Below are 14,895 nucleotides of genomic sequence, written 5' to 3' on the forward strand. Positions count from 1 at the left end.
CTTTCGTCTAGAGGTTGAAGCCGCGCACGACCCGGAGCGTTCCGGCCTTGGCCTCCGCCAGCGCGACGGGCGTGTCGCCCAGCATCGCAAAGCATTGGCCATCGGGAGCGGCGATCCCGATCAATTGCTGACCCTGACGGAGCAGCCCTGCCTGATCGGGGGTGAGGGATAGAGCCGGGATGTCGTCCAGCCCCGCCCTCAACGGCAGGAGTATCTGTTCAAGGGCGCGCTCCTTAGCGAGCGCGTCCAATTTGTCCAGCGAAATCGCTTGGGCCAGCACGAACGGCCCGGCCTTGACCCGGCGAAGATAGGTAACGTGCCCCACCGTTCCAAGCGCACGCGCAATATCCCGCGCCAGCGAGCGAATATATGTGCCCTTCGAAACATGCGCGGTGAGAGTGACTTGCTCAAGAAAGAAGGAAGAGGCTTCGACAGGCTCAGCCCGAACGGAGTCTGGTAGGCCTGCTTCGCATATTTCACCCGTTCGGGCTGAGCTTGTCGAAGCCCTCCCTTCACTTCGCCCAAGCGCGTGAATGATGACCGAGCGAGACGCGAGCGCCACATCCTCACCCGACCGCGCCAGATCGTACGCCCGCTCCCCATCGACCTTCAGCGCCGAAAAAGCCGGCGGCACCTGTTCGATCGGCCCGGTGAACCGCGGCAGCACCGCCTCGACCTCCGCAACCGTCGGCCGCACGTCGGACGTCGCGACCACCTTACCCTCGGCATCCAGCGTATCGGTCTCCTCGCCGAACCGGATCGTGAACTCATACACCTTGTCGCTATCCAGCAGCCGCCCGGCGAGCTTCGTCGCTTCTCCCACGGCGACCGGCAGCACGCCCGACGCCAGCGGGTCGAGTGTTCCGCCATGCCCGACCTTCAGCTTCGGATAGCCCCCCGTCCGCAGCGCGCGCTTGACCGCGCTCACCGCCTGGGTCGAGCCGAGCCCCAGCGGCTTGTCGAGGATGATCCAGCCATGCACGCGAAAATCAGGGAGTCGGCGCCGCCGTCGGGGCAGGAGCGGGGGAGGGCGTCGCCGCCGGAACCACGGCCGGGGCGCCGGGCGCAGCCGCCCGTGCCTTCAGCGCATCGGCGCTGACGCCCACGCCCTTGATCCGCTTCTCGGGCTCGCCGAGCGGCGGCACTTCGACGCCGCCAACGGTCACTTTCAGCACGTTCGGCCGCCCGGTCATGATCGTCGGGCCATTGGCGTCCGCGGGCACGGCGTAGGTCTCGCCGGCCGCCATCTGCTTTTCGAACAGCCGCTTGCCGGTCGCGTCGCTGATCCGCAGCCACACGGTGTCGGTCGCCGTCAGCACCACAGGGCCGCCGGTCGGCGTCGGCGCGGCGGCAGGCGCCGCCGGCTTGGGCTGAACCGCCGCCGGCGTCGGCGAGGCCGTCACCACTTCCGGCGTCGTGTCCGATCCGCCGCGCAACGTCGCGCGCCACAGTGCATAGCCGCCCAGGATCAGCAGCGCGACGATCGCCGCGGTCCAGGCCAATGTCCGCGGCGGCACGCGCGCCGGATCGGCCGGCTCGAACGCCTGATATTCGGCGCGGGCACGCCCGCCATGCTCGAGCTGCGCGCGAACCGTCGCCGCGACCGCCACTTCGTCCGCCCCGACCGCTCGTGCATAAGCCCGCGCAAAGCCGACCCCGTAGGTGGCGGATGGCAGCGCGTTATAATCGTCGCGCTCGATCGCTTCGAGATGGCGCTGGGGAATGCGGGTCTTCGCCGCGACGTCGGACAAGCTCATGCCCGCCGCCTCGCGCGCGGCGCGCAGGTCGGCGCCAGCCGTTGGGCCACTCGCCGCCGCTTCGAACTCATCCACCATTACGCGCCCCTTTTTCCTTGGCTTGCGGCTGGACCGACCGCCTTGTCAACTCAGGCCAATTCCACTCCGTGCGCCTGCGCCCATTCGGTCAGCGCCTTGCGCATGTTCGGCGGCGGCTCGGAGAGCCAGCGCTCCATTTCGGGCTTCAGCTTGGCGAGATCGAGCGAGCGCACCATCGCCTTGACCGGCCCCACCGCGATCGGCGTGATCGACAGCCGCTCGATGCCCAGGCCGAGCAGCGCCATCGCCTCCAGCGTCCGCCCGCCCATTTCGCCGCAGATGGTGACGGGAACGCCCTTTTCCTTGGCCGGAACCGCGACCCGACGCAGGAAGCGCAGGATCGCCGGCGACAGCCAGTCATAGCGCTCGGCCAGCTTCGGATGCGCGCGGTCGGCAGCGAACAGGAACTGGGTCAGGTCGTTGGTGCCGATCGACAGGAAGTCGAGCTTGGGTAGCAACAGGTCGAGGCACTCGGCCAGCGCCGGCACTTCCAGCATCGATCCATAGCGGATCTGCGTCGGCAGCGCCCGGTGCCGCGATGTGATCCAGTCCCGCTGCGCCTCGAACAGCCGCTTCGCCTCGTCGAACTCCCAAGGCTCGGAGACCATCGGGAACATCACGTTCAGCGTCCGCCCCGCCGCCGCTTCCAGCAGCGCGCGGGCCTGCGCTTTCATCAGCCCGTTGCGCTCCAGGGCGACGCGCAGCGCGCGCCAGCCCATCGCCGGATTCTCCTCGCCATTCTCGTCGGACCGCATATAGGGCAACGCCTTGTCGCCGCCGATATCGACGGTGCGGAACACCACCGGACGGTCGCCGGCGGCTTCGAGCACGTCACGGTACAGCCGCTGCTGCCGCTCGCGCTGGGGCAGGGTGGCGGAGACGAGGAACTGAAACTCGGTGCGGAACAGGCCGATGCCGTCCGCGCCCGTCAAGTCCAGCGCGGCGGCGTCGTCGCGCAGGCCGGCATTGACCATCAGCGTGATGCGCTGCCCGTCCTTGGTCACCGGCGGCAGCGCGCGAAGGGCGGCGTAGGCGGCGCGGCGCTTGGCGCCCAGCGCCAGCTTCGCCTCGAACGCATCCTCCATCGTCTGGCTGGGCCGGACGTAGATGGCGCTCTGCCCGGCATCCAGCAGCAGGTGGTCGCCTTCGCCGATCAGCCGCCGCATGTCCTTGACGCGGCCCAGCACCGGCACGCCCATCGCCCGCGCGACGATCGTGACGTGCGCGGTCAGGGATCCTTCTTCCAGGATCACGCCTTTCAGCCGGCGGCGGTCATATTCCAGCAGCTCGGCCGGCCCCAGGTTGCGCGCGATCAGGATCGCGTCTTGCCTCAGGCCCATCTGCGCCGCGGTGCCGAGCTGGCCGGAAACGATGCGCAGCAGCCGGTTGGAAAGGTCTTCCAGATCGTGCATGCGATCGGCGAGCAGCGGGTCGTCGATCTGCCGCATCCGCATCCGCGTGCGCTGCTGGACGCGCTCGATCGCCGCCTCGGCGGTCAGGCCACTGTCGATCGCTTCGTTGATCCGCCTGGACCAGCCCTCGTCATAGGCGAACATCTTGTAGGTATCGAGGATCTCGGCCTGTTCGCCGCCGACGCCGAATTCGGCCTGTGCGGCCATGGTGTCGATCTGCTCGCGCATCTTGCCAAACGCCGAATAGACGCGCCGCCGCTCCGCCTCGATGTCTTCGGCAACGGTGTGTTCGATGGTGATGCGCGGCTGGTGATAGACGGCGATGCCGCGGGCCATGCCGTCGACCAGCTTCTGACCCGTCAGCCGGACGGGTGCCGTGGTCAGTGCGTGCGCCTTGTCGGATGCCGGGCCGTCGATCAGCCCGGCATTGGCGATCAGCTCGGACAGCACCATCGCCACCGTCTGCAGCGCCTCGATCTCGACATCCTCGTAGCGGCGCGGCTCGGTATGCTGGACGCAGAGCACGCCCACGGCCTGCTCGCGCCGGATGATCGGCACGCCGGCAAAGCTGTGGAACCGCTCTTCGCCCGTCTCCGGTTTGTAGGCGAAGTCCGGGTGCGCCGCCGCTTCGTCGAGGTTCAGCACTTCCACCCGGTCGGCGATCGATCCGACCAGCCCTTCGCCCAGCGCCAGCTTGGTGACGTGCACCGCTTCCTGGCTAAGGCCGCGGGTCGCGAACAGCTCCAGCGCGCCGTCGCGCAGCAGGTAGATCGAGCAGACCTCGCTGGACGTCGCCTCGCCGATGATGCTGACGACCTGGTTCAGCTTGGTCTGCGCATTGGCGCGCGACGCCATGACATCGTGCAGGCGGGTAAGGATTTCGCGCGCGGACGATGCGGTGCTGACGGGCATATCGGGGCTTGCTAGCAAAAGCCGGGCGGTGCGTCCCGCCAAAATGAACGAGCGCTCAGGAAAGAAGGTAACGCTGGACGAGCGCGTAGCTGGCGCCTTCGTGCCCCAGGTGACTCTCGTAAAGCCCGAACGCGGCGATCTCGAACGGCGGGCTGGCAAGGCCCGCATGATCCGCCAGGAACGCCTCGACGCCGCCGCTTTCGCGGCCGAAGCGGGCGAGGGTGATGTGCGGCAGATAGGCGCGCCGCTCCGGCTCCAGCCCGGTGCGGACCAGCGCCTGGTCGATCTTGCGGTGGAGATGGGCAAGCGGCTCGTGCGGCCGCACGCCGGCCCAGATCGCGTTGGTCCGCCCCCTGCTGCCGAACGACCCGACCCCCGCCACCGCCACGCTGACCGGGCTCGCGCGAACACTGTCCAGCACCGCAGCCGCATCCTCAGCCTGCCGCCCGTCGACTTCACCGATGAAGCGCAACGTGATGTGCAACTGCTCGTCATCCTGCCAGCGCGCGCCCTTGACGCCCTGCATCAGCCCCAGCAGCCGGCTGCGGATGTCGGCCGGCGGACGGATGGCGACGAACAGACGGTGCATAGGTGTTCTCTGGGCAATCCTTTGTAACAAAGTGTCGCTAGCGCCGGTTTCGCTTGAAAGACACCGGCGTTGAAACGATATTCGGCGCATCCGGCATCGTGCCGGGCAAAGGAGAGTAACTTCGATGGCAAACTGGACTGACCCCCGGGCGACCATTTCGGCGCCGTCGTCGGTCGGAGCCCGTGCCGACTATGACGTCGGTCTGCGGAGCTACATGCTGTCCGTCTACAATTACATGGCGTCGGGCGTGCTGCTGACCGGCATCGTCGCTTTGCTGTTCGCCAACTCGAGCTTCATCGTGCCGGTGCTGCAAAGCCCGCTGCGCTGGCTGATCATGCTGGCCCCCCTGGGCTTCGTGATGGTGCTGAGCTTCGGCATCAACCGCCTCTCGACCGGCACCGCGCAGGCGCTGTTCTGGGCGTTCGCGGCCGTGATGGGCCTGTCGATGGCCTCCATCTTCCTGGTCTATACCGGCACGTCGATCGCGCAGACCTTCTTCGCGACCGCCGGCGCGTTCGCGGGCCTCAGCCTGTGGGGCTACACGACCAAGCGTGACCTGTCGGGCTTCGGCACGTTCCTGATCATGGGCGTGTTCGGCATCCTGATCGCGATGCTGATCAACATCTTCCTGCAGTCGAGCGCGATGGCGTTCGCGATCAGCGTGATCGGCGTGCTGCTGTTCGCGGGCCTCACCGCCTATGACACGCAGCGCATCAAGAGCATGTACAGCTACGTTGCCGGCACCGATTTCGCCGGCAAGTCGGTGGTGATGGGCGCGCTGACGCTCTACCTCGACTTCATCAACATGTTCATGTTCCTGCTTCAGCTGTTCGGCGGCCGCCGCAACTAAGCCAGGCAGGATCGAGACGAAGAGGCCCGGCGGGGAAACTCGCCGGGCCTTTTCTTTGGCTCTCGTCACCCCGGCCTTGAGCCGGGGTCCCGCTTCTTCTTCGTCGCCGGTTCAGTCCTTCCCCTGCAGCTTCTCGTGGTGGCGGATCACTTCGTCGATGATGAAGCGCAGGAATTTCTCCGAGAATTCGGGGTCCAGATTCGCGTCCGCCGCCAGCCGGCGCAGCCGCTCGATCTGCCGCTCCTCCCGCCCCGGATCGGCCGGCGGCAAGCCTTCGGTCGCCTTGTAGGCGCCCACCGCCTGGGTGATCTTGAACCGCTCCGCCAGCATGAAGACAAGCGCGGCGTCGATATTGTCGATGCTCTCGCGATAACGTGCCAGCGTGTCGTCGGTCATCCGGTCCTCCGATTGTGCGCGCATCGTTTCCATGCCGAAGCGATGCTTGCAAGCTTGGCGTTGCCGCGCCACATGCCCGCGCATGAGCGCCACTCTCCACCGCCTCGACGCCGGCCCGGCGCCTTCGCTCGACCCGATGCTGCGCCTCGTCGCGCACGACATGAACGCCGTGAACAGCGTGATCCTCGGCCGCATGCAGTCGGACGTTCCGCTGATTCCGGAGCTTGCCGGCCATCTGATCGCCGGCGGCGGCAAGCGGATGCGGCCGATGCTCACGCTCGCTTGCGCAAAGCTGCTCGACTATCCCGGCACGCGTCATCACAAGCTCGCCGCCGCGGTCGAGTTCATCCACACCGCGACGCTCCTCCACGACGATGTCGTCGACGGGTCCGATCTGCGCCGCGGCCGCCGCACCGCCAACATCATCTGGGGCAATCCGGCGAGCGTGCTGGTCGGCGATTTCCTGTTCAGCCGCTCGTTCGAGCTGATGGTCGAGGACGGCAGCCTCCGCGTGCTCCGCATCCTCTCCAACGCCTCCGCCGTGATCGCGGAAGGCGAGGTCAACCAGCTCACCGCCCAGCGGCAGGTCGAGACCAGCGAGGAACGCTATCTCTCGATCATCCACGCCAAGACCGCGGCCCTGTTCGCCGCCGCCTGCCGCATTGCCGCCGTGGTCGCGGAACGCCCGGAGGCGGAGGAACTGGCGCTCGATGCCTATGGCCGCAATCTCGGCATCGCCTTCCAGCTCGTCGACGATGCGATCGACTATTCGTCGGACGAAGCGACGATGGGCAAGGGCGTCGGTGACGATTTCCGCGACGGCAAGGTGACGTTGCCGGTGATCCTCGCTTATGCCCGCGGCTCGACGGCGGACCGGGCCTTCTGGCGCGACGCAATGATGGGCCACAAAAGCTCGGACGCGGACCTCGTCCACGCCACGCAGTTGCTCCGCACTACCGGCGCGCTCGACGATACGCTCGCTCAGGCTCGGCACTACGGCCAGCGCGCGACCGATGCGCTCGGCGGCTTCCCGGCGAGCGCAGCCAAAAGCGCTTTGACCGAAGCCGTCGCCTTCGCAGTAGCGCGCGCCTATTGAGCGCCGGCGCTCAGCTTCGGTTCAGGTCGTGAAGACTAGGGAGAAGGGCATGACTGGTCGTCTGAAACTCGCTCTCGGCGCAGTGCTCGCCGCCGCTCTCCTCGCCCCTGCCGTCGCCGCGCCGCGGCTTTCGCCCGAAGCGCGGCTCGACAAGGCCATTGGCGATCGCGTGCCCGGCAAGCCCGTCTCGTGCATCAATCTGCGCGACATCCAGTCGAGCGAGATCATCGACAAGACGGCGATCGTCTACCGGGTCGGCAGCAAGCTGTACGTCAATCGCCCGCACGGCGCGAACTGGCTCGACGACGACGATATTCTCGTGACGAAGACGGTGACCGGCCAGCTTTGCCGGATCGACACCGTCACCCTGATCGACCGCACCTCGCGGTTCCAGCGGGGCTTCGTCACGCTGGCCGATTTCGTGCCCTACACGAGGCGCTGACGCTCTCCCACTGCTGCGCTGAGGGCAGGCCCCGCGGAGACTCCGCGGGGCCGCACTGATGCAGCCGCGCAACAATCCGGTAAACAAATGCTTTGCGGACCCGCCCCAGGCTTCCGCTTAGGCTGAAACTTGCTTACTGATTTATGACAGCGCTATCAAAGTAAATGGGTGGGGATCTCAAATGCGGCGTTTTCTTATAAATTCCAGCATCTTCGCGGTCGCGCTCGCGGCGACTCCCGCAATGGCTCAGGATGCGCCGGCGACGGCGGAGGCCGATACCGGCGGCTATGGCGACATCGTCGTCACTGCGCAGAAGCGCGAAGAGAACCTGCAGAGCGTGGCCGCCGCGATCAGCGTGGTCAGCGGCGAGCAGCTCGATCAGCGGGGCGTCGTCAACATCACGTCACTGCAGCAGCTCGTCCCGAGCCTCAACTTCAAGGACAGCGCGACGACGCTCGACTCCTCAGTCTTCCTGCGCGGCGTCGGCACGATCAATTTCTCGATCGCGGCAGAGCCGAGCGTCGGCTTCGTCGTCGACGGCGTCACTTATGCCCGCTCGGGCGAAGCGTTCGGCGACCTTTACGACATCCAGCGCGTCGAGGTGCTGCGCGGGCCGCAAGGCACCCTGTTCGGCAAGAACGCGTCCGCCGGCGTCATCAGCATCACCACGCGGCGCCCGGGCAACGAGCTCGGCGGCTTCGTCGAGGCGCAGGCCACGACCGACGAGGAATACAAGGTTCGCGGCGCGATCGACCTTCCGGTCAGCGAGAGCATCAAGACGCGCTTCACGGCCAATTACGGCCGCTTCGACGGCACTGTCCGCAACATCACGCTGAACCGCACCGTCAACGGCTATGAACGCTGGGGCGTGCGCGGCATGGTCGTGGCAGAGGCGACGCCGGCGCTGACCTTCACGCTGATCGGCGATTACCGCAGGCAGCACAGCGATTGCTGCGCCGAAGTGATCGGCACCGCCCCCGCAGGCGCACTGGCGGCCTCGCTCGCCGGCGTGAATCTCAAGGGCGACGAGACCCGGCAGATCCGCCAGAACACGCTCACCTTCACGCGTGAGACGAGCTGGGGCGTGTCGCTGCAAGGCGATCTCGATGTCGGCGCGCTCGGCACGCTGACCTCGATCACGGCCTATCGCAAATACCGGAACTTCGGAAAGCGCGACGGCGACTTCATCGACACGGTCTACAACATCGCCGGCGGCAACCAGCTCGACGATTTCGGCCCGCAGCCCTCCAAGACGTTCACCCAGGAAATCAGGTTGGCCTCGCCCGGCCACCAGACGTTCGAATATGTGGTCGGCGGCTTCTATTATAACGCCAAGCAGCAGCGCACGTTCGAGCGTGACGATATCGTCTGCTCGGCGACGACCTTGCCGCCGGTGGCGCCCGGCCTCGCGCCTTGCGCCGCCGGCTCGTCGACGCTCCGCTTCCCAAGCGCCGTCGGTACCTTCGGCTCGACGATCGAGAATTACGCGATCTTCGGCAATCTGACCTTCAACGTGAACGACTGGTTCCGGCTGATCGGCGGCGGCCGCTACACACATGACAATGTCGATGCCTTCAATCGCCGGACGCCGGCTACCAATGGCGGTGGCCCGGGCCTGCTGAACGTCGGCGCCGATTACAAGCTGCACACCAGCAACAACGACTTCTCGTGGCGGGCGGGCGCGCAGTTCGACGTGACCGACACCTGGATGCTCTACGGCACCTACAGCCAGGGCTATAAGGGGCCGGCGTTCAACGTCTTCTTCAACCAGAACGCCAACCAGCTCGCCCCGATCGCGGCTGAGACGGCGGACGCCTATGAGGCCGGCTCCAAATTCCGGACGGCGGACGGCACGTTTACGCTGAACACGGCCCTGTTCTACGCCAAGTATCACAACTTCCAGGCGAACAGCTTCGTGAACCTGAACGGCTCGGTGATCACCCAGCTCACCAACGCCGGCGACGTCTCGACCCGCGGCGTCGAGGTCGACGCGCTGCTGCGTCCGGCCCGCAATTTTACGCTCACCGGCGGCCTGGCCTTCACCGACGCGCATATCGACAAGTTCAACCTGCCGCCCAATTCGCCGCCCGGCTCCAGCACGCGCCAGGGCGAGCGTCTGCCGCTCGCGCCCAAGTGGAAAGGCAATCTCGGCGCGACCTGGAAGATCGAAACCGGCGGCTTCGCCGATATCGAACTGGGCAGCCAGCTTTCGATCACCAGCGATCAGGTCTCCTCGCTTGAGCCCAACCCGGTCACGCGCCGGGCGATCACGATCGACGGCTATGCGATCCTCGATGCGAACATCGCGCTCGTCGATCCGAACGGCGTGTGGCGCGTGAACTTCATCGGCCGCAACCTGACCGATCAAAGCTATGCGACGCTGATCACGACCGGCGGACCGGGCGGCAGCTTCCGCTATCTGCTGCCGCGCGACGTTGACCGCTATTTCGGCGTCAACGCGCGCTTCAACTTCTGATGGCGTTCGAGCAGCACTCGCGGCAGTTCGCCGAGCAGGGTTACGCCGTCTTCCCCGGCGCCCTTGCCGGCGAGCCGCTCGATCTGCTCCGCGCCGAATGCGACGCCTTCGTCGCGCGCGAGGACGCCCGGATGGATGCGCTGGGCGTCGACACGATCGGGATCAGCCACCGCGGCAAGCGCTACTTTGCGAACGAATGCCAGCGCGTCGCGCCGCAGCTCCGCTCGATTCTGTTCGGCGAGACGATGGCTGAAATCTGCCGCGCGACGCTGGGCAAGGACGCCTATTTCTTCTTCGACCAATATGTCGTGAAAGGCCCGGAAGGGGGCATGCCGTTTTCCTGGCACCAGGATTCGGGCTATGTCGTCGGCAATGGCGGCCCTTCCGATCACGCGCCCTATCTCACTTGCTGGTGTCCGCTCGACGACGCCACGGAAGAGAATGGCACGGTGCGGCTGATCCCGGGTAGCCACCAGAACGGTATCCTGCCGCACGACCGCCAGGTCGGCAGCAACGATCTGGTCGGCGCACCGGCCGAGGCGGAAGGGCAGATCGTCGAGGCGAAGGCGGGCGACGTCGTCGCTTTCTCCAGCCTCCTCCTCCACGCCACCGGCGCGAACCGTTCCGACCGCCCGCGCCGCGTCTATCTCGCGCAATACACGCCCGAGGCAATGCTGGACCCCGGCACGAAGCATCTGCGCCGCAACGCGATTCCCGTCCTGCGCTACGGCGAACGGGTGACGACCGGCTGATGCGGCCGTGACGCTCTCGCGCGGCCGCACGATCTTCCTGTTCGTGCTCGCCTTGAGCGCGACGATCCTGAACCTGATCGACCGCCAGATCATCTCGGTGCTCAAGCCGGACATTGCCGGCGACCTGGGCTGGAGCGACAATGATTACGGCACGCTCGCCGCCTGGTTCCAGGGCGCGGCGGCAGTCGCGTTCCTGTTCACCGGCTGGATCGTCGATAGGCTCGGCGTCAAATGGGCGAACCCGGTGGGCGTCGCGCTCTGGAGCGTCGCGGCGATGGCGCACGGCGTCGCGCGCAGCTTCGTCCAGTTCGTCCTCTGCCGCGTGGCGCTCGGCGCGACCGAAGCGATGGGCACGCCCGCCGCGATCAAGACCATCGCCGCGATCTTCGAGCCCGCGAAGCGCTCCTCTGGCTACGGCATGCTGAACGCGATCGGCAGTCTGGGCGCGATCGTCGCCCCGCTCGCGATCCCGTTCATCGCCGCCGCCTGGGGCTGGCGCTCGGCCTTCGTCATCGGCGGCGCGCTCGGCCTGCTCTGGGCACTCCTCTGGCTGCTCGCCACCCGTGGCCTCCGCTTCGACCAGGGCGAGCGCCCCACCGCCGCCCGCGGCCCCAGCATCCTCGCCGAACGCCGGAGCTGGGCGATCGCCATCGCCAAATTCCTGTCGGACGCGACCTGGTGGCTGATGCTGTTCTGGATGCCGGACTTCTTCAACCGCAGCTTCGGCCTGAAAGGCGTCGCCCTCGGCCCGCCGCTCGCCATCGCCTATGGCTGCGCGGCGGTCGGCGCATTGATTGCCGGCGCGATCACCACCCGGCTGCTCGCCCGCGGCCATAACATCGAGCGCGTCCGCAAGGGCGCGCTGTTCGTCGCCGCCCTGTTCGCGCTCCCCTTGCCCTTCGCCGACCTCGCCCACCAATACTGGCTGGCAGTCACGCTGCTCGGCCTCGTCATGGCCGCGCACCAGGCCTTCTCGTCCAGCCTGTTCACCCTGATCGCCGACGTCTCGCCGCCGGAAAAAGTCGGCCGCGTGACCAGCTTCGGCGCGTTCGCCGGCAATATCGGGGGCATGGTGATCGCGAAAGTCGCCGGCCTCGTCCTCGCCGCCGGCCTCGGTTACCTGCCGCTCTTCGTCTTTGCCGGCTGCTCCTACCTGCTTGCCGCCGGCGCGATCCAGCTGCTGCTGCCGCGCCTGCCGCTGGAAGGAGTGGGGGAGGGCGCCACGCTCGCCCCGGCGCACTAGGCCGGGCGCGGCCCCGTCGATGCCCGCTCGATCAGCTCGGCTGGCATCACCACGCGCTCGTCGGACCCCGAGAACAGCAGCTCCGCCGCTTTCTCCGCCATCTCGCGAATCGGCTGACGCACGGTGGTCAGCCCCGGCCACACCAGGCTCGCCAGGTCGGTATCGTCGAAGCCCGCGATCGAAAGCTGGCGCGGCACCCGCAGCGCCTGCTGATGCGCGACGCTCAGCACGCCCGCGGCCATGTCGTCGCTGCTCGCGAAGATCGCGGTCGGCCGCTCCTTCAGCGCCAGCAACTGCTCCGCCGCCGCCTGTCCCGACCGGAAATCGAACCAGCCCTGGCGGATCAGCGCGCCGTCACTGGTCACGCCGCACTCGCGCAGCGCGTTCAGATAGCCGTCGAGCCGCTGCCGGCTGACCGAAAAGCCCTCATGCCCCACGACAAAGCCGATGCGCCGGTGGCCCAGGTCGATCAGCTTGCGCGTCATCGCCCGCGCAGCACCTTCATTGTCGATCGAAACCGACGGGCCGCGATCGAGCTGCGCCCCCGGCGAGATCCGCACATAGGGCGTGCCCGCCCGCTCCAGCTCGTCGAGGACGGGCTCGTTGTCGGCAATGGGCGGCGTCAGGATCGCGCCGTCGAACCCCATCTGCCGGAAAAAGCCGAGCACATCCGCGCCCAGCTCGTCGGTCTCGGTCTCATAGGCATGGACGATCAGCCGCACGCCTTCCGCCGCGCATCGCCCGCGCAGGCCGCCGATCAAGCCGTGCAGATAATAGGGCCCGGGATTCGAGCAGACGAGCGCGATCTGGAAGGAGCGCCCGCCGGCCAGCGCGCGCGCCGCCTGGCTGGGCTGAAAGCCAAGCGCGGCCATCGCTTCTTCCACCCGCGCCCGGGTGGCGGGACGGACGTAGCGTTCATTGTTGATCACGCGGGAGACCGTCTTGATCGACACCCCCGCGGCCTGGCTCACGTCCTTGATATTCGCCCGCATGGCGGCGTTGTGGCGGATGCGGGCGCGCCCTGTCCAGCCTTGTCAGACCGTATCATTCCGGCACAGTTATTAACCACGTTGGGCGCGAGACAAATTCGTAAACGAAGCGTTAACTTCCGCATCATGAAACGCAGACTTGTCCTCAGCAACGAAGCCGCTCGCCATCCGTTTCGCCAGCGGCTTCCCCGTCCAACCCTCGGTGCGATCGAAGCCATGCGCGACGATTCCAACGACTTGCGCCTGTTCGCAGTCAGCTTCACCGCCTTCTTCGTCGCGATCTACGGCCTGTTCGGCTGAGCCAGCGGCGAACGCCCGCATGGCGTGGATGGCCGTCAGATTCCCTCTCCCATAGGGAGAGGGCGACTCGCGCGACGCGCGAGCGGGGTGAGGGGATCAGAGCTTCGACGTTTCACTCCCGATCCCCTCACCCGGACGCGCGACCGCGCGTCTCGACCTCTCCCTATGGGAAAGGTGAGTAAACGACCGCAGCGATCCGCAACCGACAGCGCCGATCCGCCGCATCTTGCGGGCAACGCGTGCCCGCCCGGCCTCCCTCAATCACACGCCAGATGCAGCTTCCACGCCAGCCACGCCGACACCACGCACATCGCCGCCACCATCAGCAACTGGTTCACCGCCGACACGCCCGCCGCGCTCAGCAGGAAGGCGAGCAGCGAGCCCGCTACCATCGCGCCCGAGTTGACGATGTTGTTGGCCGCGACCGTGCGCGCCGTCTGGTCCTTGTCGACCGTGGTGGTGAGAAACGCGTAGAGCGGCACCACGAACATGCCGCCCGTCACCGCGACCCCCAGTAAGGAACCGAGCAGCAGCACCGCGGAGGGATGCCGCACGAATTCCGCGATGTTGTAAAGCTCGCCCGGATGGTCGCCGACCCAGGTGCGCGCGACTGCATAGACCAGGAGCACGAACGCGCCCATCGCCACCACGCTGCCGGGCGCGTAGCGGGCGGAGACCTCACCCCGCAGCAGCCGGTTGATCGCGATCGAGCCGATCGCCACGCCCACCGAAAACACCGCGAGGAACAGGCTGGCGACTTGCTGGTCGGAGGTCAGCACGTTCTTCACCAGCGGCGGGAATTCGATGATCAGCACCGCGCCGATCGTCCAGAAAAAGCTGATCGAGCAGATCGCCAGGAACAGCCGCGGGATGTGCATCGTCGCGTTCACCAGCGTGATCGACGCGCGGATGATGTGCCAGTCGAACACATGCTCTTCGTGCATCGGCGGGGCAGGCGGAATCTGCCGCCCGGCAAGCCAGCCCAGGCCGGCGACGATCAGCACGATGATGGTCGTCTGCTGCGGCGTGATGAAGCCGGCCAGGATCGTGCCCGCCAGGATCGCGATATAGGTGCCGGCCTCGACCAGTCCGGTGCCGCCCAGCACTTCGTCGGAATGCAGGTGCTGCGGCAGGATCGCGTATTTGATGGGCCCGAAAAAGGTCGAATGCACGCCCATCGCCAGCACTGCCGCCAGCATCAGCGGGATCGACGGCAGCAGCAGGCCGGCGCCGCCGACCAGCATGATGCCGATCTCCGCCGTCTTCACGATGCGGACGATCCATGCCTTGTCGCGCGTGTCGGCAAGCTGGCCGGAAAGCGCGGACAGCAGGAAGAAGGGCAGGATGAACAGCCCCGTCGCCACCGCATTGAACTGCGTTTCGACCTTGGGATCCGAATAGACCTGATAGGTCGCGAACAGGACCATCGAGGTCTTGAAGACGTTGTCGTTGAAGGCGCCGAGAAATTGGGTCGTGAAGATCGGCAAGAAACGCCGTCGGCCGAGAAGCCGCAGGGAAGTCTGCATGAGGTACGGTGGCCGTGCCGTTAAAGCTGTGGGCGGGATTAGCGGTAAAGCGAAGGGGCGGGAAGGGGGGACGCCCG

At 66.9% G+C, this 14,895-nt stretch carries 14 protein-coding genes; 7 read left to right on the forward strand and 7 right to left on the reverse strand.

Translation table 11 applies throughout. The features are described 5' to 3' along the window. Positions 1–7: 7 nt before the first annotated feature. The 4 genes from truB to thpR are packed head-to-tail and all read right to left on the reverse strand — an operon-like array spanning position 8 to position 4,748. A complete protein-coding gene (truB, locus tag ACFSCW_RS04685; RefSeq protein ID WP_380887390.1) occupies positions 8–982 on the reverse strand; it encodes a tRNA pseudouridine(55) synthase TruB in 975 nt (324 codons plus the stop codon). Positions 983–989: 7 nt separating this feature from the next. Next, positions 990–1,835 carry a helix-turn-helix domain-containing protein gene (locus ACFSCW_RS04690; protein ID WP_380887392.1) on the reverse strand — a complete coding sequence of 282 codons (846 nt, stop codon included), beginning with the start codon at positions 1,833–1,835 and terminating at the stop codon, positions 990–992. Positions 1,836–1,885: 50 nt separating this feature from the next. Continuing rightward, positions 1,886–4,159, reverse strand: coding sequence for a phosphoenolpyruvate--protein phosphotransferase (gene ptsP, locus ACFSCW_RS04695; protein WP_380887394.1), 2,274 nt, complete (start codon positions 4,157–4,159; stop codon positions 1,886–1,888). 55 nt (positions 4,160–4,214) lie between these two features. After that, the gene (thpR, locus tag ACFSCW_RS04700; RefSeq protein WP_380887396.1) at positions 4,215–4,748 is read right to left on the reverse strand and encodes an RNA 2',3'-cyclic phosphodiesterase; all 534 of its coding nucleotides are present in this window, start codon (positions 4,746–4,748) and stop codon (positions 4,215–4,217) included. Between the two features lie 124 nt (positions 4,749–4,872). Here thpR and ACFSCW_RS04705 point away from each other — a divergent pair, with 124 nt between their 5' ends. Next, the gene (locus tag ACFSCW_RS04705) at positions 4,873–5,598 is read left to right on the forward strand and encodes a Bax inhibitor-1/YccA family protein (protein ID WP_380887398.1); all 726 of its coding nucleotides are present in this window, start codon (positions 4,873–4,875) and stop codon (positions 5,596–5,598) included. 111 nt (positions 5,599–5,709) lie between these two features. On the opposite strand, the gene ACFSCW_RS04710 is transcribed toward ACFSCW_RS04705, so the two are convergent. Further along, positions 5,710–5,994 (reverse strand): chorismate mutase, encoded by a 285-nt coding sequence (locus ACFSCW_RS04710; protein WP_380890011.1) that lies wholly within the window; start codon positions 5,992–5,994, stop codon positions 5,710–5,712. Positions 5,995–6,076: 82 nt separating this feature from the next. On the opposite strand from ACFSCW_RS04710, the gene ACFSCW_RS04715 reads away from it, so the two are divergent. The 5 genes from ACFSCW_RS04715 (at position 6,077) to ACFSCW_RS04735 (ending at position 12,003) form a co-directional block, all read left to right on the forward strand. Continuing rightward, positions 6,077–7,090, forward strand: coding sequence for a polyprenyl synthetase family protein (locus ACFSCW_RS04715; RefSeq protein WP_380887400.1), 1,014 nt, complete (start codon positions 6,077–6,079; stop codon positions 7,088–7,090). Positions 7,091–7,139: 49 nt separating this feature from the next. Beyond that, positions 7,140–7,532 (forward strand): hypothetical protein, encoded by a 393-nt coding sequence (locus ACFSCW_RS04720; protein WP_380887402.1) that lies wholly within the window; start codon positions 7,140–7,142, stop codon positions 7,530–7,532. A 181-nt stretch (positions 7,533–7,713) separates the two neighbouring features. Next, the gene (locus ACFSCW_RS04725) at positions 7,714–10,008 is read left to right on the forward strand and encodes a TonB-dependent receptor (RefSeq protein WP_380887404.1); all 2,295 of its coding nucleotides are present in this window, start codon (positions 7,714–7,716) and stop codon (positions 10,006–10,008) included. Beyond that, positions 10,008–10,760 (forward strand): phytanoyl-CoA dioxygenase family protein, encoded by a 753-nt coding sequence (locus tag ACFSCW_RS04730; RefSeq protein ID WP_380887406.1) that lies wholly within the window; start codon positions 10,008–10,010, stop codon positions 10,758–10,760. The genes ACFSCW_RS04725 and ACFSCW_RS04730 overlap by 1 nt, the downstream gene beginning before the upstream one ends. Positions 10,761–10,767: 7 nt before the next feature. Next, entirely contained in the window at positions 10,768–12,003 is a 1,236-nt protein-coding gene (locus ACFSCW_RS04735; protein ID WP_380887408.1) for an MFS transporter, read from the forward strand. Here the strand turns inward: ACFSCW_RS04735 and ACFSCW_RS04740 are convergent. Then, complete coding sequence (locus ACFSCW_RS04740) at positions 12,000–12,995, reverse strand: LacI family DNA-binding transcriptional regulator (protein ID WP_380887410.1); 996 nt, start codon at positions 12,993–12,995, stop codon at positions 12,000–12,002. The two genes, ACFSCW_RS04735 and ACFSCW_RS04740, sit on opposite strands and share 4 nt — an antisense overlap. 123 nt (positions 12,996–13,118) lie before the next feature. Between ACFSCW_RS04740 and ACFSCW_RS04745 the strand changes: the two genes are divergently transcribed. Continuing rightward, complete coding sequence (locus tag ACFSCW_RS04745; RefSeq protein WP_380887412.1) at positions 13,119–13,292, forward strand: hypothetical protein; 174 nt, start codon at positions 13,119–13,121, stop codon at positions 13,290–13,292. Positions 13,293–13,549: 257 nt separating this feature from the next. On the opposite strand, the gene ACFSCW_RS04750 is transcribed toward ACFSCW_RS04745, so the two are convergent. After that, positions 13,550–14,818: an MFS transporter gene (locus tag ACFSCW_RS04750; RefSeq protein ID WP_380887414.1), complete on the reverse strand. Its 1,269-nt coding sequence runs from the start codon at positions 14,816–14,818 to the stop codon at positions 13,550–13,552. Positions 14,819–14,895: the final 77 nt, after the last annotated feature.

The sequence above is a fragment of the Sphingomonas tabacisoli genome, assembly GCF_042678385.1.
Classification (GTDB): domain Bacteria; phylum Pseudomonadota; class Alphaproteobacteria; order Sphingomonadales; family Sphingomonadaceae; genus Sphingomonas_B; species Sphingomonas_B tabacisoli.

Bases quoted from the DNA above. Each gene is read 5' to 3' on its own strand.
- ACFSCW_RS04690 (WP_380887392.1), bottom strand. From the start codon at position 1,835: ATGGTGGATGAGTTCGAAGCGGCGGCGAGTGGCCCAACGGCTGGCGCC.
- ptsP (WP_380887394.1), bottom strand. From the start codon at position 4,159: ATGCCCGTCAGCACCGCATCGTCCGCGCGCGAAATCCTTACCCGCCTG.
- thpR (WP_380887396.1), bottom strand. From the start codon at position 4,748: ATGCACCGTCTGTTCGTCGCCATCCGTCCGCCGGCCGACATCCGCAGC.
- ACFSCW_RS04705 (WP_380887398.1), top strand. From the start codon at position 4,873: ATGGCAAACTGGACTGACCCCCGGGCGACCATTTCGGCGCCGTCGTCG.
- ACFSCW_RS04710 (WP_380890011.1), bottom strand. From the start codon at position 5,994: ATGACCGACGACACGCTGGCACGTTATCGCGAGAGCATCGACAATATC.
- ACFSCW_RS04715 (WP_380887400.1), top strand. From the start codon at position 6,077: ATGAGCGCCACTCTCCACCGCCTCGACGCCGGCCCGGCGCCTTCGCTC.
- ACFSCW_RS04720 (WP_380887402.1), top strand. From the start codon at position 7,140: ATGACTGGTCGTCTGAAACTCGCTCTCGGCGCAGTGCTCGCCGCCGCT.
- ACFSCW_RS04725 (WP_380887404.1), top strand. From the start codon at position 7,714: ATGCGGCGTTTTCTTATAAATTCCAGCATCTTCGCGGTCGCGCTCGCG.
- ACFSCW_RS04730 (WP_380887406.1), top strand. From the start codon at position 10,008: ATGGCGTTCGAGCAGCACTCGCGGCAGTTCGCCGAGCAGGGTTACGCC.
- ACFSCW_RS04740 (WP_380887410.1), bottom strand. From the start codon at position 12,995: ATGCGGGCGAATATCAAGGACGTGAGCCAGGCCGCGGGGGTGTCGATC.
- ACFSCW_RS04745 (WP_380887412.1), top strand. From the start codon at position 13,119: ATGAAACGCAGACTTGTCCTCAGCAACGAAGCCGCTCGCCATCCGTTT.
- ACFSCW_RS04750 (WP_380887414.1), bottom strand. From the start codon at position 14,818: ATGCAGACTTCCCTGCGGCTTCTCGGCCGACGGCGTTTCTTGCCGATC.